Origin of the sequence: Methylobacterium marchantiae, assembly GCF_042679825.1 — a bacterium.
Taxonomy (GTDB): domain Bacteria; phylum Pseudomonadota; class Alphaproteobacteria; order Rhizobiales; family Beijerinckiaceae; genus Methylobacterium; species Methylobacterium marchantiae.
The window spans coordinates 138,704-159,037 of record NZ_JBHTND010000001.1 but is presented as its reverse complement, the minus strand read 5'-3'; the positions used below and the strand labels follow the sequence as shown (position 1 = coordinate 159,037).

Genomic DNA, 20,334 nt, shown 5'->3' with positions numbered 1-20,334 from the left:
AACGGGCGAGAATGTTGGGGAACGGACCTGGATTGCACCGTTTCATCGCTTCCCGCAGAGCGTGTGCCTCGGTAGCGTTCCTGCACAGGCCATCGAGCAGAGTGCGGTGATGCAGCGCTTCGTCCGCCCTTCGTTCGGAATCGTCGTCCTGGCGCTGACGGGATGCGGTCGGCCCGATCCGGCGCCGGCGTCCGGCGCCGCCTTCACCATGCGCGAGCGGGTCGCCGCCCTGGCCCTGCGCCAGAGCACGTTCGGATCGATCTCCCTCCTTCCCGTTCGGTTCGAGCATAGCCGGATCGCCGGGCCGTTCCAGGATGACGGGCGCACGCTCTACTGCGTGTCGACCCGGATGATGGGCCGCCGCTTCCTGAAGGGCGAGAGGGCCAAGGCCGTCATCCGCGAGGAGGTCGGCAAGCTCAGCATCCTCGAGGATGTCGACGAGGTCTGCGAGGGCCACCGGACGGAACCGTTCAAGGAACTGGAGGCGCTGGGGAACGCAAAAATCTGAGGACATCAATCATTATAATGGGTTGCCTGTGCCGGCCGGTGATGCTCCGATACGGGCCATGCCGCATCGCCCCCTCTCCCTCACCCTCGATCTCATCGCCCGCGCCCATCCGACTCCCGTCGCCGACGATGCGAGCGCCCTGAATCTCCTCACCGATCTCGATCTCGCGCCCGGCCTCGACCGGATGCTCCATGGCCGGCCGACGGAGGGGGACGGGCTCTGGGTGTTCGGCTACGGCTCGCTGATCTGGCAGCCGGAATTCGCCGTGGCCGAGCAGCGCATCGGCACGGTGCGGGGCTATCACCGGCGCTTCTGCCTGTTGCAGCGGCGTTTTCGCGGAAGCCGCGACAGGCCGGGCCTAGTCCTCGCCCTCGACCGGGGTGGGATCTGCCGGGGAATCGTGTTTCGCCTCAAAGGGTTGGATCCGGCCGCGACCCTGATGCCGGTCTGGCGGCGCGAGATGCGCGGCAGCGGCTACGAGGGGCGCTGGGTGGTGGTGGAAACGGCTAAGGGCCCGGTCACAGCGCTGACTTTCGTGGTCAATCGGGCCAGCGATCGCTATACCGGGCGCCTCGCCGAGGAGGCGATCGCCGACCGGATCGCCACCGGCGCCGGGCATCTCGGCCCGAGCGCGGAATATCTCTACCGAACGGTGCAGGCCTGCGCCGAGGCCGGCATCCTCGACGACCATCTCTGGCGGCTGCAGCACCTCGTAGCGGAACGCCTGGAGGCGGCGCCCTAGGGGACCAACTCCTTCCCGCATCTCGCTTTTTGCAAGACGCCAGACGTCCCCGAACCCGCCGAAAGTCCTGCGGCCGATGCCCCGCCGGTCCGTGTCCGATGGGGGACGCTTCCTCAACGCACAGGTGCGCGCGGGCGAATTTCGGCGCATCCTCTCCCCTTGGGTGAGCGCCGGGGAGCGGCGGCCGCCCGGAGCATCGGCGGGACGGTCTCGACCCATGAACAACGGTCCACGCCCTTCGATAATTTCACCGGATTCGAGGCCGCCTTTTGCGGGATTTCAAGGGCCTTCGATGCGGATCGGAGAGCTCCGGTACCGGATTCGTGCCGCCCATCGCCGCCCCGAACCCGAATGCCTCGGCGCGCTGATCGAGACGGCGGCCCAGAGCCCGGCCGAGGACGCCGCGGCGACGCATCTGGCGAGGCACCTCGTCGCGACCCTGCGTGCGAGGGGCGCGCGCGGACCGGTCGAGCAGCTGATGCGCGAATTCAGCCTGTCGAGCGCCGAGGGCGTCGCCCTGATGTGCCTCGCCGAGGCGCTCCTGCGAATCCCCGATGCGTCGAGCCGCGACGCGCTGATTCGCGACAAGATCGGTCATGGCGATTGGTGGTCGCATCTCGGCCACGCCTCGTCGGTCTTCGCGGGCGCCGCGACCTGGGGGCTCGCGGTGACCGGGCGGGTCGTCGGCCCCGAGGAGGAGGCCGGGCTTCCGGCGGCGCTGACGCGGGTCCTGAGGCGGGCGGGCGAACCCGCCATCCGCATGGGCGTCGATCTGGCGATGCGGATGCTCGGCGGCCAGTTCGTCACCGGCCGCAGCATCGCCGAGGCGCTGCGCAACAGCCGGCACCGGGAGGCCAAGGGCTTCCGATACTCCTACGACATGCTCGGCGAGGCGGCGCGGACCGCCGACGATGCCGCCCGCTACGGCCGGGATTATGCCGGCGCCATCGCGGCGATCGGCGTGGCCTCCGCCGGGCGCGGCGTGCTCGCCGGGCCGGGCATCTCGGTCAAGCTCTCCGCCCTGCATCCGCGCTACGAGCGGGCTAAGCGCGAGCTTGTGATGGGCGAGCTCCTGCCACGGCTGGCGGACCTCGCCCTCGCCGCCTGCCGCCACGATATCGGCTTCAACATCGATGCCGAGGAGGCCGACCGGCTCGACCTCTCCCTCGATCTCCTCGAAGCCCTGGCGATGGACGAGCGGCTCGCCGGCTGGGACGGCCTCGGATTCGTGGTCCAGGCCTACCAGAAGCGCGCTGTCCCGGTGCTGGACTTCCTCATCGACCTCGCCCGGCGGAGCGGGCACCGCCTCATGGTCCGGCTGGTCAAGGGCGCGTACTGGGATTCCGAGATCAAGCGCGCCCAGGTCGACGGGCTCGACGATTTTCCGGTCTTCACCCGCAAGGTCCATACCGACCTGTCCTATCTCGCCTGCGCCCGCAGGCTGCTGGCGGCCGGGGACGCGGTGTTCCCGCAATTCGCCACCCACAATGCCCGCACGCTCGCCGATATCGTCGCCATGGCGGGCCCGGACTTCCAGCCCGGCGCTTACGAGTTCCAGTGCCTGCACGGCATGGGCGAGACGCTCTACGACGAGGTGGTCGGCGGCACGCTGCTCGACCGGCCCTGCCGGATCTACGCACCGGTGGGCACGCACGAGACCCTGCTCGCCTATCTGGTCCGGCGGCTTCTCGAGAACGGCGCCAATTCCTCCTTCGTCAACCGGATCGCCGACCCCGCCGTGCTGGTGGACGAGCTCGTCGCCAATCCCCTGGCGCGGGCGCGCCGTGTCGTACCACCGGGCTCGGCCCATCCGGGGATCGCCCTGCCGCGAGACCTCTTCGCGGGGATGCGGGCGAATTCGCGGGGCCTCGACCTCGCCGACGAGGACGTGCTCGCAGACCTCGGACCGAGCCTGATCCGGGGCGCGGCGACGCCCCGCCTGTGCCGGCCGATCCCGGGGGAGATCGGCGATGGCGCGCCCCGCGCCGTGCTCAACCCGGCCGACGGGAACGATCTCGTCGGCCACGTGGTCGAGGCCGATGCCGCGACCGTCGATGCGGCCATCGCGCGGGCAAGGTCGGCGGCGCCCGCCTGGGCGGCGACACCGCCATCCCGGCGGGCCGCGATCCTCGCTTCGGCGGCCGACCTGATCGAGGAGCGCCGCGACGCCTTCCTGGGCCTGCTGGTGCGGGAAGCCGGCAAGTCCCTCGCCAACGCCGTCGGCGAGATCCGCGAGGCGGTGGATTTCCTGCGCTATTACGCGGCCCAGGCGGCGGGTTTCGAGGCGGCGACCCATCGCCCCCTCGGTTCGGTCGCCTGTATCAGCCCATGGAACTTCCCGCTCGCCATCTTCACCGGGCAGGTGGCGGCGGCCCTCGCGGCGGGCAATGCCGTCCTCGCCAAGCCGGCCGAGGAGACGCCCCTCGTGGCCGGGCTGGCGGTGGAGATCCTGCGCGAGGCGGGGATTCCCGACGGCGTGCTCGCCCTCCTGCCCGGAGAGGGTGCGGTCGGCGCGCGGCTCGTCGCCGATCCGCGCGTGGAGGGGGTGATGTTCACCGGCTCCACCGAGGTCGCCAAGCGCATCCAGGCCGAGTTGGCCGGGCGCCTCGGGCCGGAGGGTAGGCCGATCCCGTTCGTCGCCGAGACCGGCGGCCAGAACGTCCTGATCGTCGATTCCTCCGCCCTGCCCGAGCAGGTGGTCGCCGATGTCCTCGCCTCGGCCTTCGATTCCGCCGGCCAGCGCTGCTCGGCGCTGCGCGTGCTGTGCCTGCAGGAAGAGATCGCCGACCGCGTCCTCGCGATGCTGAAGGGCGCCATGGCCGAGTTGAGCATCGGCAATCCCGACCGGCTCGCCACCGATATCGGGCCGGTCATCAGCGAGGCCTCGCGGCGGACCATCGAGGCGCATGTGGCGCGGATGCGGGAGCGCGGACACGAGGTCCACCGGCTGCCGCTGCCGCCTTCCTGCGCGACGGGCCATTTCGTCCCGCCGACCCTCATCGCCATCGACGGGATCGGCGATCTCCTCGGCGAGGTCTTCGGACCCGTGCTCCACGTCCTGCGCACCAGACGCGACGCTCTCGACGACCTCGTCACCGCCATCGACGAGACCGGCTACGGTCTGACCTTCGGCGTGCACAGCCGGATCGATGCCACCGTCGCGCGGCTCGTCGAGCGGGTCCGTGCGGGCAACCTCTACGTCAACCGCAACCTCATCGGGGCCGCGGTCGGCGTCCAGCCCTTCGGCGGCATCGGCCTGTCGGGGACGGGGCCGAAGGCCGGCGGCCCGCTCTACCTCCGGCGGCTCCTGGCCTCGGCGCCGGTGGAGACCGGCCTCGGCCGGCGCCATGGTGCGATGCCGGCCGGCCTGACCGCCTTGCGCGACGCCCTGCGGATAGCGGGCCGCGAGAGGGAGGCGGCGCGCTGCGACGCCCATGCCGAACGGAGCCTCCTCGGGCTCGACATCGCCCTGCCCGGCCCGGTGGGCGAGAGCAACCGCTACAGCCTGCATCCGCGCGGAACGATCCTCTGCCTGCCGGCCACGGAGGCCGGGCTCTCCGCGCAGATCGCCGCCTGCCTCGCCACCGGCAACGCCCTCCGGCTGGCCTTGCCCGCCGCCCTGCGCCCCGCCCTCGATGCCCTGCCCGGCGCGGTCCGGGGCGCCATCGACGTGGCGGCGGGGCCGGACGCCCTGGGCTGCGCGGCGATCCTGGTCGAGGGCGGGGCGGACGCGATCCTCTCGGCGACGCGCCTTGCCGCCGCCCTGGCGGGCGCCGTCATCCCGGTTCTCGCCGTCTCACCTGGCGAACTCGAGCGCAATGACCGGGACTACCCCCTGGAATGGCTCCTGCGCGAGCGCAGCGTCAGCACCAACACCGCCGCGGCGGGAGGCAACGCTGCGCTGATGACCCTTGGGGAGGATGGCGATGCGATCGCGGCGACGACCTCATCCTTGTAACGCACCGTCGGCATCGTCTGGTATGTAGGACCATGCGGCGCGGGTCCGTCACAGGGCTCCGAATTCGGGTTACTGCCATCTGACCAGCGGGAGCATTCACGCCGGGTGTGACGCCCACGCCGTCATTGTCATGCCGCGTCATGCCGCCTCCCTAAACCCGAGTTCGGAGCCATACAGTCCGTGGCACGACGCTCACCGAAGACCTGTATACATGCTATGAGGGTTTCATCATGAGCGCAGGCAAGTTCAAAATAAGTTATTCAGCGGCTGCGCAGCTTGCGTTGCTTCCGCCCGCCGAGAAATTAGCCTTGAAGCGCTTGTTTTCGAGCAATGACATTGAGCATCCGGGAACAACGAGGCCGACCAGCGATGGTCGGTTCGTGTCCAAGCTCGGAAGCAAACGTGTGCTTTGGCACCGGCAATCCTCGGACAGAAAGCCGGAAATCCTTTCGATCGTCGATCATTCCTTCGCTCAAGCCTAAATGAGCAGTTTCGAGAAAATTACATTCGACCTGAAGTGCGCCGATACCGAGTTGACATCGTTCAAGTCGTGGCTCGCCGCCGTGACCTTCGTCGGCGAAACCGCCACGCCAATGCCCCCCCGCGAGGGTGGCAATCACGATCCCGACCACGACCTCATCCTGAGACGCCGAAGCGCAGCGAAGGCCTCGAAGGAGGCCTCCAGTTCACGCGAGGCTGCTGGAGGCCTCCTTCGAGGCCGCTGCGCAGCACCTCAGGATGAGGGGGTGGGGAGGATCGGTGTCTTCACGAGTTCGGAGGCGTCGAGTTCCGCCGTTCCAGCTGGCACCGAAAACGTCGCGGCCTGGCCGTGGACCTTGCCGGCCTCGTCCATCAATTGCCAGACGATGGCGTCGCGGATCGGGAAGCGGGTGCCGTCCTTGCGGATGCGGATGCCGGCGTAGTTCGCTACGAATCCGTCGCGGGTGACGGCGTCGAGGAGGCGCTGCCGCTCGGCCCGCTCGGGCGCCTCCGCCGAGAGGCGGGAGGGAAGGCCGATGAGCTCGTCCCTGCGGTAGCCGAAGATGCGGAGGCCCGTGAGATTGGCATAGACGAAGCGGGGGTCCTCGCCGCCGTCATGGGCCAGGACGGCGAAGGGCGCCTCGGCATGGAGCCAGGCCGCGTCGTAGGCCGGCTCCGGCACCAGCGGCCGGCCGACGAGGCGCCGGAAGCTCTGCGTCAGCAGAGCGTAGAAACCGGGATCGTCGGAGACATCCACCTCAGGCACCCGGTCGCTCAGCGTGTCGCCGACGGCCGCTCGAACCGGGCATAGGCCGCCAGGACGAGATAGGCCGCGAGGCTGCCGAAAGCGGCGGCCGCCGCCTTCACCACGAAATCCGCGGTCCGGGCATGCCGGGTCGGCGAGAATTCCTGGCCGAATTCGAGGATGCCGGCGACCGCCATGCCGGCCATCAGCCCGAGATACCAGCGCCTGGGATAGGCCAGGATCAGCAGGAACCCGAACAGGGCGTAGGCGCACATCCGCTCGACATTCGCCGGCGCCACCATGGGCCGAAGCCCGATCGGCGACAGGGTGACGAAGACGAGGGTCGCGAGGATGACGAAGACCGACAGGCGCAAGAGTGTTCTCGTCATAGTTTATCTTACTTGAAACCTCTCGTACGCGTCATAGTGGCCGCGGCCACCAGTCCGGTACAATCAAAATCCGCGCCGCCATATGTGGCCACTTCCCCCGCAAATGGCATATCCAACGTTCGTCCGTGATTGCGTCCAGACAATGTCAGCGGTGTCACGCTTGAGGGCATTGTCCCTCTCTACAAGCGATGTTTCTTCAGCCTCGCACATCAGAAAATATTCTTAGTTTTTCCTTCCGGAGACGACCGGCTGGAAAGGGCGACGGTGCATCATCTCGGCATCCGTGTTCCGAGCCGACCTCCCAAACAGCTTTAGATACTCAAGATAGCACTTGTTGCTTAATGACATCGTCCGCGTGTGGTGATATTTTTCTATTCTCTCAGGGAGGACTTCATGAGTATTGACGAAAAAATGCGCACTTTGGCGGACCGCATTAAGTCTCACTCAAGCGCCATGCTTACTGAAGAAGCAGTCAAAACAGCCATTATTTTGCCGTTCCTGGCAGCGCTCGACTATGATGTCTTCAACCCAAATGAGGTCGTACCCGAATTCACGGCAGATGCGGTCGGGAAAAAAGGAGAAAAAGTGGATTATGTTATCAAAATAGACGGCCAAATACGAATATTGATTGAATGCAAACCAATCACAACAAATCTAGACAAAGTCCATCTTGCACAACTTTATCGATATTTTTCAGTAACCTCTGCAAAATTTGCTATTCTAACCAACGGTCGGGTTTTTCATTTCCATACCGACCTAGAAGCGCCCAACAAACTCGATGAACGGCCATTTTTTACTTTTGAGCTGTCCGACCTTCACTCACAATTCCTATCAGAGCTTAAAAAATTCTCGAAATCAGATTTTAATATAGATACCATTCTGCAGTCCGCTCATCGACTAAAATATACGTCGGCAATTAAAAAGGAAATTCTTTCACAGATAGAATCGCCAACAGAAGAATTCGTCCGAATTTTAATCTCGAACCTTCAAACCGGCCGCTTCACTGCTGCAATTCGCGAGCAGTTCACGCCGATGGTTAAATCCGCCTTCAGAGAGATCATTCGAGACTCCGTCCAGTCTCGTCTTTCGACGGCGCTTGCAGAGACCGAAATCTTAGATTTGTCGCCCGACGTGCCAGCGATAGAAGAAGCCGAAGAAATTGTTACTACAGAAGACGAAAAAGAAGGTTTTATGATTGTCAGAGCAATTGTTCGTGAAGTTCTAAAACCCAACAGAGTTATCATGAGAGATCAAAAAAGCTACTGTGGGATTTTAGCAGACAACAACAATCGTAAACCGATTGCCCGCCTTCATTTCAATAGAAGCATAAAATATCTCGGCTTGTTTGATAGAGACAAAGAAGAAAGAATAAAAATCGATAGCCTTGATCAGATCTACGAATATACGGATCGACTGAGGGCAACGGCTCGAATTTATGCAGAAGGAAACGGCATCAAAAGCGAGGAGGCGGTAGCAAATTAAGGATAATATATTGGCAACCCTTTAAAGCAAAGGGTTGCCAATCAAGAGAAGCTTTGGCTCGCATACGACGCCTCAGTTCACCTCCACCTGGACCACCCCCGGCACGGCGCGCAGCGCCCCGGCGATCTGCGGGGTGGCCTGGTAGCGGCCGGGGAGCTTGACCTCGACCTCGCGGTCGCCGCCGTCGAGGATCAGGATCAGCGAGACCTCGCCCTCGCCGCGCACCTGCAGGCGCTGCTGCACGCTGCCGATGGGGCGCTCGTCGCGGAGATAGACCCGCATGCCCTTCTGGTGGCGGGCCACCGCCTCGTCGAGGGGTTCGGCGGTGACGATGCGGGCGCGCACGTCCTCGCCTTCGAGATTGGCCTGGATCTGCAGCACCAGGGGCCGGCCCGGCTCCAGGATCTCACGGTACTGGCCGAGGCCTTCCTGGAAGATGATCGCCTCGAAATGTCCGGTCTGGTCCGAGAGCGTGACGATGCCGAGCTTGTTGCCGGACTTGGTGCGGCGCTCGGACCGGTCGAGGACCGAAGCGGCGACCTTGCCGACGCTCGAGGTTCCGGCGCGGACCGAGCGGCAGAACTCGGCCCAGCTCTGGACGCGGAGCTTCTCCAGCAGACCGGCATATTCGTCGAGGGGGTGGCCGGAGAGGAAGAAGCCGATGGCCTCGTATTCCTTCTTCAGCTTCTCGGCCATGGGCCAGGGCTCGTGGGGCGGCACGCGCAGGGTGACGTCGGCGGAGGCGATGCCGCCGAACATGTCGACGATGCCGGTATTGGCGGCCTCCGCCGCGCCTTGCGCCAGCTTCATCATCGGCTCGACGGCGGCGCAGGCCCGCGCCCGGTCGATCTCGATCCCGTCCATGGCGCCGGCCGCCACGAGGTTCTCTAGGGTCCGCTTGTTGACGAGGCGCGGGTTGAGCCGGCGCGCGAGGCAGGCGAGGTCCTTGAAAGGCTTATCCCCGCGCGCCTCCACCACGGCCTCCACGGCGGCGCGGCCGACGCCCTTGATGGCGGCGAGCGCGTAGCCGATGCGGCCGTCATGGACCTCGAAATTGACGCCCGAGCTATTGATCGAGGGGGGCTCCACGGGAATTCCCAGGCGCTGGGCGTCCTGGCGGAACTCGGCGAGCTTGTCGGTGACGTCGATGTCGAGCTGCATCGCGGCGGCGAGGAATTCCACCGGGTAGTTCGCCTTGAGATAGGCGGTCTGGTAGGTCAGCAGGGCGTAGGCGGCGGCGTGCGACTTGTTGAACCCGTAATCGGCGAATTTGGCGAGCAGGTCGAAGATCTCGTTGGCCTTCGCCTCGGTGAGCCCGCCCGCGACGGAGCCCTTCACGAAACGGTCGCGCTGGGCGTCCATCTCGGACTTGATCTTCTTGCCCATGGCGCGGCGGAGCATGTCGGCGTCGCCCAGCGAGTAGCCGGCGAGGAGCTTGGCCACCTCCATCACCTGCTCTTGGTAGACGATGATGCCGAAGGTCTCCTTGAGGATCGGCTCCAGCTTCTCGTGCGGGTACCAGCTCGCCTCGTTGCCGGCGTCCCGGCCGAGCTTGCGCTCGCAATAGACCGGGATGTTGGCCATGGGGCCGGGGCGGTAGAGCGCGACGAGGGCGATGATGTCCTCGAACCGGTCGGCCTGCATCTCGACGAGCGCCTTGCGCATGCCGGCGGATTCCACCTGGAACACGCCCACCGTCTCGCCGCGCTTCATCGGCTCGTAGGTCTTCGGGTCGTCGAGGGGCAGCGAGGCGAGATCGACGATGATGCCGCGCCGCGCCAGGAGGTCGGTGCAGCAGCGCAGCATGGTCAGGGTCTTGAGGCCGAGGAAGTCGAACTTCACGAGGCCCGCCGCCTCGACCCATTTCATGTTGAACTGGGTCACCCGCATGCCGGTCTTCGGGTCGCGGTAGAGCGGCACCAGCTGTTCCAGGGGCCGATCGCCGATGACCACGCCCGCCGCATGGGTCGAGGCGTGGCGGTGCAGGCCCTCCAGCTTCTTGGCGATCTGCATGAGGCGCGCGACGACGGGCTCCTCCTCCATCGCCGCCTGGAGCTTGGGCTCGCCCTCGATGGCCTGGACCAGCGTCACCGGATTGGCCGGGTTCTGCGGCACCAGCTTCGTCAGCTTGTCGACCTGGCCGTAGGGCATCTCCAGCACGCGGCCGACGTCGCGCAGCACGCCGCGCGCCTGCAGGGTGCCGAAGGTGATGATCTGGGCGACCTGGGCGTGGCCGTAGCGCTCCTGCACGTACTGGATCACGCGCTCGCGGCCGTCGACGCAGAAATCGATGTCGAAATCCGGCATCGAGACGCGCTCGGGGTTGAGGAAGCGCTCGAACAGCAGGCCGAACCGCAGGGGGTCGAGATCGGTGATCAGCAGCGCGTAGGCGACGAGCGAGCCGGCACCCGAGCCACGGCCCGGCCCCACCGGGATGTCGTGGTCCTTGGCCCATTTGATGAAGTCCGACACGATCAGGAAGTAGCCGGGGAACTTCATCTTCACGATGACGTCGAGCTCGAAGGCGAGCCGGTCGCGATAGACCTGTTCGGTCATGCCCTCGCAGGGGCCGTGCTGGGCCAGACGCAGTTCGAGGCCGGCCTCGGCCTGGCGGCGCAGTTCCGACGGCTCGTCGAGGGCGATCTCCTGCGCGACATCGGGAGAGACCGTCTCCACCGGGAGCGCGTCGAGGGCCGCGACCACGCCGAAATTCGGCAGGATCGGCTTGCGGGTGCGCACGCGGTAGGCGCAGCGCATGGCGATCTCGACGGTGGCCGAGAGCGCGTCGGGCAGGTCGTGGAACAGCTTGGCCATCTCGGCGCGGGTCTTGAAGCCGTGGCGCGGGGTGAGCTTGCGCCGGCGCTCGTCCGAGACGAGGCGTCCCTCGGCGATGGCCAGCAGCGCGTCGTGGGCGTCGTAATCGTCGGGCTTGGCGAAGAACGGCTCGTTGGTGGCGACGATGGAGAGGCCGTTGGAATCGGCGAGCCGCAGCAATTCGCGCTCGACCATGCGCTCGTCGTCGAGCCCGTGGCGCAGGATCTCCACGTAGAGCCGGTCCTCGCCGAATGCCTGTTTCAGCTGGGCGAGGCGGGAGGCGGCGAGCTCGGAACGTCCGCCGCGAAGGGCGGTGTCGAGGGGGCCGGTGGTGCCGCCGGTGAGCGCGATGAGGCCGTCCGCATTCTCCCGCAGGGCCTCGACCGTGAGCCGGGGCGCATCGCCGAGGGGCCCGTCGAAATAGGCGCGGCTCGCCAGCCGCAGGAGGTTGCCGTAGCCGGTCTCGCTCTGCGCCAGCACCACGACGTTGGAGGTGATGATCTGCGACAGCCGCGCCATCGGGTCCGGCGCCTCGAAGGCCACCGAGAGCTGCATGCCGGCGATGGGCTGGATGCCCGTCCCGGCGGCCTTCTCGGAGAATTCCAGCGCCCCGAACAGGTTGTTGGTGTCGGTGAGCGCGAGGGCCGGCTGCCGGTCGGCGGCGGCGGCCTTGACGATGTCGGCGACCTTCAGCGCCCCTTCGAGGAGGGAGAAGGACGAGTGGACGTGGAGGTGGACGAAACCGGGGTCTTTGAGGATGCGCGCCATGCCGCCACCAATGCGAGTCGTTCGTTAGCGTAAACCAAACGTCGCCGACCAGGCCGCAATTGCCTGTGGAGAGAGCCATGGGCGCAACAGCCCTCTCCTCACCATGACCTCTCTTCGCCAGCCCTCTTCTCGCAATGACCTCTCCTCGCGAGAAAACCCTATTCCGCCGGCAAGGCGAGGCGCTTGGCCTTCGGCTCCTTGCCGCGCGCCGTCTCGTCCAGCGCATCGGTGAACTGGAGGGCGGCGAGCTGGGCATAGAGCGCCCCTTGCGCGAGCAGGCTCTCATGCGTTCCGGTCTCGACGATCTTGCCGCCGTCGAGGACGAGGATGCGGTCGGCGGCCCGGATGGTGGCGAGGCGGTGGGCGATGACGAGGGTGGTGCGCCCGCGCATGAGGGTGTCGAGGGCCGTCTGCACCGCCCGTTCGCTCTCGGCGTCCAGCGCCGAGGTGGCTTCGTCGAGTAGCAGGATCGGCGCGTCCTTGAGGATGGCGCGGGCGATGGCGACGCGCTGGCGCTGGCCGCCGGACAGGGTCACGCCGCGCTCGCCCACCTGCGTGGCGTAGCCCTGCGGCAGGGCCCGGACGAACCCGTCCGCATGGGCGAGCTCGGCGGCGCGATGGACCTCCGCCTCGCTGGCCTGGGGCCGGCCGTAGCGGATGTTGTCCATCACCGAGCCGGAGAACACGGTGGGGTCCTGCGGCACCAGGGACATGCGCTCGCGCAGGGATTCCGGATCGACGCCGGCGATGTCGATGCCGTCGACGCGTACGATGCCCGATTGCGGATCGTAGAAGCGCAGCAGCGCCTGCAGCACCGTGGTCTTGCCGGCACCCGAGGGGCCGACCAGGGCGACGCGCTCGCCATGCGCCACCTGGAAGCTGATGCCGTCGAGGGAGGGATGCTCCGGCCGGGTCGGATAGGTGAGGCGGACCTGCTCGAAGGCCACCTCGCCGCGCGGCGGCACCGGTAGCAGGAGCGGCTCGGCGGGCGCGCGGATCGCCGGCTCGGCGGCCAGGATCTCGCCTAGCCGCTCGGCGGCGCCCGCGGCCTGGGCGAGTTCGCCGTAGACTTCCGAAAGCTGGCCGAGCGCGCTGGCGCCGAACACCGCGTAGAGCACGAATTGCGAGAGCTGACCGGCCGTCATCGTGCCCGCCAGCACGCCCTGGGCGCCGTACCACATCACCCCGACGACGCTGGCCGAGATCAGGAAGATCGCCACGCCGGTGAGGAGGGCGCGGGCCTTCACCGAATCGCGGGCGGCGGAATAGGCGTTCTCGGACGCCTGGCCGAAATGCTCGGCGGTGGCGCGGCCCATGCCGAAGGCCTGCATGGTGCGGATCGCCCCGATGGCTTCCGCCGCATAGGCCGAGGCATCGGCGAGCCGGTCCTGCGCCGCGCGCGAACGGCGTCTCACGCCGCGTCCGGACAGGATCAGCGGGAAGACGATGAGCGGGATCGCGACGAGGACGAGGATGGAGAGCTTGGGGCTGGTGATGACCATCATCACCACGGCGCCCACGAACAGGAAGGCGTTGCGCAGCAGGATCGAGATCGAGACGCCGAAGACCGCCTTCACCTGGGTCGCGTCGGCGGTGAGCCGCGAGACGATCTCGCCCGATTGCGAGCGGTCGAAGAAGGCCGGGTCGAGGATGGTGAGCCGGGCGAAGACCGCGCTGCGCAGGTCCGCGACCACGCGCTCGCCCAGCGTCACCACGGTGTAGTAGCGGGCCGCACTCGACAGGGCGAGCACCGTCACCACGCCGATCAGCGCCATGAAATAGGCGTCGATGACGCTGTGGCCCTCCGGCGAGAAGCCGTGATCGATCACCCGCCTGAGCGCGATGGGCACCACCAGGGTCGCCCCGGAGGCCGCCAGCAGCGACAGAAACGCCGCGAGGATGCGGCCGCGATAGACCAGCGCGAAGGGAATCAGCGGCTTCAGCGACCCGAGGGGGGCCTTGCCGCGACCCTCGCCGCCGGGAACGCCGCGACTGGAAGTTTTGTTACGCCCGCGAGCCATCGTGCCTCGTCATCGTCTCAAGAAAACACTCGCCGGGGCGATCTCCCTCGCCCGACCGCTTGTTCGGAGGAACCACGTGGGGTATAGGCCCGCCTTCATCCGATTGCGCGTGATCTAAGGCCGCGGGCCGCCAGGCGGGCCGGTCGGCGTGGCTATTCAAGGATTTCGTCATGGCAAAGAGCGCGGCCGACAAGGCCAAGGGTACAGAGCATCCCGACTATCACTTCATCAAGGTCGTGATGACCGATGGGTCCGACTACATGACCCGGTCGACCTACGGCAAGGAGGGTGACACCCTCAACCTCGATATCGATCCGAACACGCACCCGGCCTGGACCGGCGGCGAGCAGAAGATGCTCGATCGCGGCGGTCGCGTCTCGCGGTTCAATTCGCGCTTCGGCGCCCTGTCCTTCGGCAAGAAGTGACATTTTCGGATCGACCGGACTTGCCTTGAGGCGGGGCCGGTCGATCTGGAACGAAAACAGGCGGTGCTCCGACGAGCACCGCCTGTTTTCGTTCCAGATCGGTGGAATGGGCTTCGACAAACCCGTTTCGGCCTCGGCGCCCGGCCGATCACGGCGGGGAATCAGCGCTGAAGGTCTTTGACCGAGCGCGCCAGGGCATCGTTCATCCGGGTCTGCCAGCCGGCACCCGTCGCCTTGTAGGCTTCGATGACATGCGGATCGATCCGCAATGTCAGCAGGACCTTCGCTCCGCCCGATTTCGGACGCCCGCGATCGGGCTTCGTCAAGGCCGCGTAGAGCGTCGACGGCACCGCATCGGCCAGCGGCCGCATCCGGGCGAAATCGGAACTCGTGATCTCGGGATTGTCCGGGTCTGCCGCGATCCCTGCCTGGATCCGCGCCTCGTCCTCGTCCGTGATCTCCGGGATCGTCGGGTCAATCCTGGGCATAGAGCCTCCTTTCCGCACGGCTTGCCGGCCGCAGGCTGATCAGGGACAGCGCTTCGGTCCCGAGTGGGGACAGGATCGCCACCACGACTAACCGGCCGTCGAAGACGCCGACGAGCCGAAAACGAGCCCGGCCCGTCGCGCTTGGCTCAGCGGGCAGTTCGATCGCTGTCGAAAAATCGAAGGCCGTCTCGAACTCAGCGAAGTCCAGACCATGCTTCACCAGATTCGTGGAGCGCTTCGACTCGTCCCAGGTGATGAGCGCCATATTATCGTAGCTACGGTAATTCCGAGACCCGTCCGATGCAAGACGCCGCAATGCGGGTAAAGCATCGACTCAGCGGCCCGGAGACTGGCACGATGCCGCGTAGGCGTCGCCTACGCTCATCCCGTCAATGCGCGGTACCGAAGGCGTTGCGCAGCAGGCCCTGCTGAGCCGCCACCGGGCTCTCGCGAAACGCCGGCGTGGGGCGGTCGTCGGAGATCAGCCCATCGAGATGCAGGATGCGGGCGTGCAGCCGGCGCGAGCGCACGATCAGGTCCTGGAGGCGGACCGGCATGATCCCGAAGGTCTCGGCGCGGAAGGTCTCCGGCGTCGCGAGCCGGACCCGGGTCTTCTCCTGCAGGGCCTGGGCCGGGGTGATCTCGCCTTCCGCCACGGCGCGCTGGACCAGGAGCCAGGACGCGATCTGCATCAGCCGGGTGGTGAGACGCATGCTCTCGCTGGCATAGGACAGGGTGCTGTCGCGCGAGAGCAGCCGCGATTCCTCGCGCCCCTCGCCGTCGAGATAGGCCGCAGCCTCCTCGACCATGGTCATGCCTTCACGGAACAGGACCTTGAAAGCTTCCGAGCCCACATAGGTCTCGCCGAAATTGACCCAGTCCCGCTCGTCGCGGAAGGTGACCTCGAACTCGTTCATCCTGCCTCCTGTGCCGCCGCCGGACTTCTGTCCCGATCTGGGACAGGGTCGGTGCGTTCACGGCGATATCCGCAACTCTAGAGCCTGCGGGGCCGGAACGGGGCATTGACCAGGGATTAACCTTAACGGCGCGGTTTTGTGCCCGCCGGCCGGCCCGCCTTCCTCCGTGGAGACGACAGGCAGGCGAAGACTCAGAGCGCCTGCATCGCCGCGAGGATCAGCCACGGGCAGGCCGCCAGCCATGCGAGGGTCCGCAGCCGATAGCGATCGGGGCGCTGGAGAACCCACGAATCGACGGTGGAGAGGATCAGGCAGGCGAGCACGACGCCGTTGCTCAGGGCGGCGATGGCGAGGAGCCTCGGCTGGTCGAAATGGAAGACGAGATAGGCGGCGACCCCGCTCGCCTGCGCGGCCAGCGCCAGCGGCGCGAGGTGGGGCCGGATGCAGGCCAGAACGATCAGGGTGATCTCGGCCGCGAAGAAGTAGCGGTCGTGCATCTTGGGCAGGACGAAGGGCATCAGCAGGAAGGCCAGAGCGGCGGCCTGGACGATGTCGGCCGGGGTCGGGGCCGCGCGGCTCCGGCCAAGGATGAAGGCGAAGGCGAGGCCGGCGACGAGGGCCAGCGCCAGCCCGCCAGCGACGCCGACCGCATAGGCGTCCGGCGGAACGAAGATCCAGGGATTCGCGGCATTCATCGAGAGCCGGTGGAAGGTCCGCGACTGTTCGAGATAGGTTCCGAGGATCGCCTGCAGGGGGCGGCCGAGGAGCCAGGCCGGAAGGGCGAAGACGAGATAGGGGACGGCAATCAGCGGGAGCCAGCGCCACGCGATCGCGCCGCGCAGGACGAGGGCCAGGATCAGCGGCCCCAGGAAGACCGCCTGCGCCTTGACCGCGACGGCGCAGCCGAAGGCGAGGAGCCCCCAGCGCCACCGGCCTCGACAGAAGCCATCGACGCAGACCAGGGCGAAGAAGGTCCAGATCGCATCGGCCTGCCCCCAGAGCGAGCCGTTGAAGAGCATCGTCGGCGCGAGCCAGACCGCGATCAGCGCCGTGAGGGCGGCCCGCCGATCGGACGTGGCGACGAGGACGATGCGCCAGGCCATGACGGCGCAGCCGGCCTCGAAGAAAAGGGAGATCGCCTTGACGAGGTACCAGGGCCTCGCGAGGCCATCGAAGAGCGAGGCCGCCAGCAGCAGGTATCCGTAGAACGGCGTGTAATTGTAGTTCGCGGCGGGCCGGCCGAGGCTCTGCCAGCCATTCGCCCGCGCATGCTCGTACCACGGCAGGAGGAACGAGAAAGTGTCGGAGGTCGTGACGTCGCGGCCGGCATAGCGGAGGGCCAGCCCGGCCAGGATGCCGAGGCACACCAGCGCCACGCCCCTGCGACCGGGCGTGGAGGGGAAGAGATGCCTCGATTCCGGCAAAGACACGTGGCGGCCTCGCTGATGGCAGGCGAACCGGGACCGGGACGAATCGACGGAGCGCCCGGTCAAAAAAAAGCCGCCCGGAGGGGGCGGCTTTGGAAAGTCGACTTGAGGCATCAAAACAACGGCAGATCGAAAAACCCGCCAGACATCCGGAAAACCGGACATGACTCCTTCATAGGCTGAAAAGGTTAACGAGCCGCTAACGCCGGAAACGGCGATTAAGCATGCTCCGGAATCGGCCGGAGGGGCCTGACCAGAATTGACTTCGCCCCCCCTCTCCGCCATAAGCCGCGCCATCGCGTCGCCGCGCCCCATGTGGGCGCTCTTCGCGCTTGCAGACACATTTCAGGGCGAGTGAAGATGTCGGTGGGGCTCCTGCAGCCAGCCGGATCGATCCTCGGCCATCGGAGATCGCGCCATGAAGAGAACTTACCAGCCCAGCAAGCTCGTGCGCAAACGCCGCCACGGCTTCCGCGCGCGCATGGCGACGGCCGGCGGCCGCAAGGTCATCGCAGCCCGCCGCGCCCACGGCCGCAAGAAGCTCTCGGCCTGAGAATCCCGGCGCCCTGACGCGCCGGGTGCAAGCCTTGCTCACCCCAAGCCTTGCTCAATCCGGGTCTTGCTCGCCCGAGAGCCTTGCTCATCCGATGACCTCGCCCCTTGGCCGCAGGATCGAACCGGCAGTGTCGACGATCGGACGGCTGAAGCGGCGACCGGACTTTCTCGCGGCAGCGGGAGGGCGTCGTTTCCATACCGAGCACATGAGTGCCCAGGGTCGGCTGCGCGATGCGGCCGGCGTTTCTGCGCCCGTGCCTGCGGATGATGCGGCGGTCGAGGGTCTGCGCGTCGGTTTCACCATCACCAAGCGGGTCGGTCACGCCACCGAGCGCAACCGCATCCGCCGTCGCCTGCGCGACGCCGTGAAGCGCGTCGCGGCCGACCTGCTGCCCGCGGCGGCCGACATCGTCCTCGTCGCCCGCCGCCCCGCCCTGCACGCGCCGTTCGAGACGCTCATGGCGGATCTGCGCCGCTCCATCGGCGCGGTCGTCAAGCCGGGCGACGGCAAAGCCCGCGGTCAGAGCAGGCCCCCCGGCCAGAACCGATCCGGGCGCGGACGCGGCCGGTCCGGCAATCCGCCGGACGCCCCCAAAGCCTCCGCAATGGCGACGGCATCGCCCGCATCCGAGCCGAACGGGGCCCCGCCGCGCGAGCCCCTGCCTCGCGCCGCGGGCGACGCCTTCAGCCCCTCCCCTCCTTCGAACATACGCGACGGATCTCTCGATGGGTAATGACAAGACGAACATGATCGTCGCGATCGCCTTGTCGCTGGCGGTCCTGCTCGGGTGGAACTACTTCATCGCCGCCCCGCGCGTGGAGGAGCAGCGTCAGGCGGCCCTCCAGCAAAAGGCGGCGACGCAAGCCGCCAACCCGACCGGCGCTCCCTCGGCCAGTCCGGCGGAAGGCGGACCCTCGGCACCCGTGCCGGGCACCCTGCCGAACGCGACGACGACGGTGGAAAGCCGTGAGGCGGCCCTCGCCCGCTCGCCGCGCGTCGCCATCGACACCCCGGCGCTCGCCGGTTCGATCGCGCTCAAGGGCGGCCGCGTCGACGACGTGTCGCTCAAGGGCTACCACGAGACCGTGGACGATTCGAGCCCGCGCATCGTGCTGCTCTCGCCCACCGGCAGCGCGAATCCCTACTACGCCGAGTTCGGCTGGGTCGGCCAGAATGCCGGTTCGCTCCCCACCGGCGACACGGTCTGGACCGCCGACGGCACCGTGCTGACCCCGGCCAAGCCCCTGACGCTCACCTACGACAACGGCGCCGGCCTGCTGTTCCGCCGCGTCATCGCCGTGGACGACAAGTTCATGTTCACGGTCCGCGACGAGGTCGAGAACAAGGGCGCCGCCGCCGTCACGCTCTATCCGTACGGCCTCGTCTCGCGCTGGGGCAAGCCGACGACGCAGGGCTATTACGTGCTGCACGAGGGCATGATCGGCGTTCTCGGCGCCGACGGCCTGCAGGAATACACCTACGACCACGTCGCCAAGGAGCCGGCTCTGGGCAATGCCGGCACCAAGGGCAAGGCCTGGGCGAACGTCACCGGCGGCTTTGTCGGCATCACCGACAAGTACTGGGCCGCGGCCACCATCCCGGACCAGGCCACCGCCTATACCGGCAGCTTCACCGAGCGCACCGACGGCGCCACCAAGGTCTATCAGGCCAGCGTGCGCGGCGACGGCCGCAGCGTCGAGCCGGGCGCCACCGTGACGGCGACCCAGCAGCTCTTCGCCGGCGCCAAGGAAGTCAACACGATCAACAACTACCAGAAGGATCTCGGCATCAAGCAGTTCGATCTGATGATCGACTGGGGCTGGTTCCACTTCATCACCAAGCCGATGTTCCGGGCGCTGGACTTCTTCTTCCACCTGTTCGGCAATTTCGGCGTGTCGATCCTGGTCGTCACCTTCTGCCTCAAGCTGCTGTTCCTGCCGATCGCCAACAAGTCGTACCAGTCCATGGCCAAGATGAAGGCCGTGCAGCCGGAGATGGCCTCGATCCGCGAGCGCTACGGCGACGACAAGATGAAGCAGCAGCAGGCGATGATGGAGCTGTACAAGAAGGAGAAGATCAACCCGGTGGCCGGCTGCTGGCCGGTGCTGATCCAGATCCCGGTCTTCTTCGCGCTCTACAAGGTCCTGTTCATCACCATCGAGATGCGGCACGCGCCGTTCTTCGGCTGGATCCAGGATCTCGCCGCGCCCGATCCGACCAACATCCTCAACCTGTTCGGCCTGCTTCCCTTCGCGGCGCCCGACTTCATCCATCTCGGCATCTGGCCGATCGTGATGGGCATCACGATGTTCATCCAGATGAAGATGAACCCCGCGCCGCCGGACCCGGTCCAGGCGCAAATCTTCACCTTCATGCCGATCGTGTTCACCTTCATGCTCGGCTCGTTCCCGGCCGGTCTGGTGATCTACTGGGCCTGGAACAACACCCTCTCGGTGATCCAGCAATACGTCATCATGCGCCGCAACGGCGTGAAGGTGGAATTGTGGGACAACCTCGGCGGGATGTTCAAGAAGAAGCCCGCCGACAAGAACGCGCCGGCCAAAAGCTGAGCGTTCCCTCGTCGAACGGACATCCACCCCGGTTCCTCGTCCTG

17 protein-coding genes are annotated in these 20,334 nt (G+C 66.8%); 8 read left to right on the top strand and 9 right to left on the bottom strand.

Going from position 1 to position 20,334, the window contains the following annotated elements; all coding sequences use genetic code 11:
* The first annotated feature begins 109 nt into the window (after positions 1-109).
* The 3 genes from ACFQ4G_RS00740 to putA all read left to right on the top strand — a co-directional run bounded on the left by ACFQ4G_RS00740 (position 110) and on the right by putA (position 5,208).
* Entirely contained in the window at positions 110-508 is a 399-nt protein-coding gene (locus ACFQ4G_RS00740) for a hypothetical protein (RefSeq protein WP_238207039.1), read from the top strand.
* Positions 509-566: 58 nt separating this feature from the next.
* The gene (locus ACFQ4G_RS00735; RefSeq protein WP_238207040.1) at positions 567-1,250 is read left to right on the top strand and encodes a gamma-glutamylcyclotransferase; all 684 of its coding nucleotides are present in this window, start codon (positions 567-569) and stop codon (positions 1,248-1,250) included.
* Positions 1,251-1,542: 292 nt separating this feature from the next.
* A complete protein-coding gene (gene putA / locus ACFQ4G_RS00730) occupies positions 1,543-5,208 on the top strand; it encodes a bifunctional proline dehydrogenase/L-glutamate gamma-semialdehyde dehydrogenase PutA (protein WP_238207041.1) in 3,666 nt (1,221 codons plus the stop codon).
* Between the two features lie 302 nt (positions 5,209-5,510).
* Here putA and ACFQ4G_RS00725 read toward each other — a convergent pair whose 3' ends face one another.
* From ACFQ4G_RS00725 to ACFQ4G_RS00715, 3 genes are all read right to left on the bottom strand, one after another.
* Positions 5,511-5,840, bottom strand: coding sequence for a hypothetical protein (locus ACFQ4G_RS00725; RefSeq protein ID WP_238207042.1), 330 nt, complete (start codon positions 5,838-5,840; stop codon positions 5,511-5,513).
* Positions 5,841-5,941: 101 nt separating this feature from the next.
* Positions 5,942-6,445 carry an MEKHLA domain-containing protein gene (locus ACFQ4G_RS00720; protein ID WP_238207074.1) on the bottom strand — a complete coding sequence of 168 codons (504 nt, stop codon included), beginning with the start codon at positions 6,443-6,445 and terminating at the stop codon, positions 5,942-5,944.
* A 17-nt stretch (positions 6,446-6,462) separates the two neighbouring features.
* Positions 6,463-6,822 (bottom strand): hypothetical protein, encoded by a 360-nt coding sequence (locus ACFQ4G_RS00715; RefSeq protein WP_238207044.1) that lies wholly within the window; start codon positions 6,820-6,822, stop codon positions 6,463-6,465.
* Positions 6,823-7,215: 393 nt separating this feature from the next.
* Between ACFQ4G_RS00715 and ACFQ4G_RS00710 the strand changes: the two genes are divergently transcribed.
* Complete coding sequence (locus ACFQ4G_RS00710) at positions 7,216-8,304, top strand: type I restriction endonuclease (protein ID WP_238207046.1); 1,089 nt, start codon at positions 7,216-7,218, stop codon at positions 8,302-8,304.
* A 72-nt stretch (positions 8,305-8,376) separates the two neighbouring features.
* Here the strand turns inward: ACFQ4G_RS00710 and dnaE are convergent, their stop codons facing one another.
* The gene (gene dnaE / locus ACFQ4G_RS00705) at positions 8,377-11,886 is read right to left on the bottom strand and encodes a DNA polymerase III subunit alpha (protein ID WP_238207048.1); all 3,510 of its coding nucleotides are present in this window, start codon (positions 11,884-11,886) and stop codon (positions 8,377-8,379) included.
* A gap of 158 nt (positions 11,887-12,044) precedes the next feature.
* Complete coding sequence (locus ACFQ4G_RS00700; protein WP_238207049.1) at positions 12,045-13,907, bottom strand: ABC transporter transmembrane domain-containing protein; 1,863 nt, start codon at positions 13,905-13,907, stop codon at positions 12,045-12,047.
* 170 nt (positions 13,908-14,077) lie between these two features.
* Here ACFQ4G_RS00700 and rpmE point away from each other — a divergent pair, with 170 nt between their 5' ends.
* Positions 14,078-14,332, top strand: coding sequence for a 50S ribosomal protein L31 (gene rpmE / locus ACFQ4G_RS00695; RefSeq protein WP_018045309.1), 255 nt, complete (start codon positions 14,078-14,080; stop codon positions 14,330-14,332).
* 161 nt (positions 14,333-14,493) lie between these two features.
* On the opposite strand, the gene ACFQ4G_RS00690 is transcribed toward rpmE, so the two are convergent.
* The 4 genes from ACFQ4G_RS00690 to ACFQ4G_RS00675 all read right to left on the bottom strand — a co-directional run bounded on the left by ACFQ4G_RS00690 (position 14,494) and on the right by ACFQ4G_RS00675 (position 17,167).
* Complete coding sequence (locus ACFQ4G_RS00690; protein WP_238207766.1) at positions 14,494-14,820, bottom strand: BrnA antitoxin family protein; 327 nt, start codon at positions 14,818-14,820, stop codon at positions 14,494-14,496.
* Entirely contained in the window at positions 14,807-15,085 is a 279-nt protein-coding gene (locus tag ACFQ4G_RS00685; RefSeq protein WP_238207768.1) for a BrnT family toxin, read from the bottom strand. The genes ACFQ4G_RS00690 and ACFQ4G_RS00685 overlap by 14 nt, the downstream gene beginning before the upstream one ends.
* A 124-nt stretch (positions 15,086-15,209) precedes the next feature.
* A complete protein-coding gene (gene rcdA, locus ACFQ4G_RS00680; protein ID WP_238207770.1) occupies positions 15,210-15,737 on the bottom strand; it encodes a protease adaptor protein RcdA in 528 nt (175 codons plus the stop codon).
* Positions 15,738-15,928: 191 nt separating this feature from the next.
* Positions 15,929-17,167: a hypothetical protein gene (locus ACFQ4G_RS00675; protein ID WP_379039482.1), complete on the bottom strand. Its 1,239-nt coding sequence runs from the start codon at positions 17,165-17,167 to the stop codon at positions 15,929-15,931.
* A 415-nt stretch (positions 17,168-17,582) separates the two neighbouring features.
* On the opposite strand from ACFQ4G_RS00675, the gene rpmH reads away from it, so the two are divergent.
* The 3 genes from rpmH (at position 17,583) to yidC (ending at position 20,290) form a co-directional block, all read left to right on the top strand.
* Positions 17,583-17,717 carry a 50S ribosomal protein L34 gene (rpmH, locus tag ACFQ4G_RS00670; RefSeq protein ID WP_055947927.1) on the top strand — a complete coding sequence of 45 codons (135 nt, stop codon included), beginning with the start codon at positions 17,583-17,585 and terminating at the stop codon, positions 17,715-17,717.
* Between the two features lie 94 nt (positions 17,718-17,811).
* The gene (gene rnpA / locus ACFQ4G_RS00665) at positions 17,812-18,453 is read left to right on the top strand and encodes a ribonuclease P protein component (RefSeq protein ID WP_238207774.1); all 642 of its coding nucleotides are present in this window, start codon (positions 17,812-17,814) and stop codon (positions 18,451-18,453) included.
* A complete protein-coding gene (yidC, locus tag ACFQ4G_RS00660) occupies positions 18,446-20,290 on the top strand; it encodes a membrane protein insertase YidC (protein WP_238207776.1) in 1,845 nt (614 codons plus the stop codon). The genes rnpA and yidC overlap by 8 nt, the downstream gene beginning before the upstream one ends.
* The last annotated feature ends 44 nt before the right edge of the window (positions 20,291-20,334 follow it).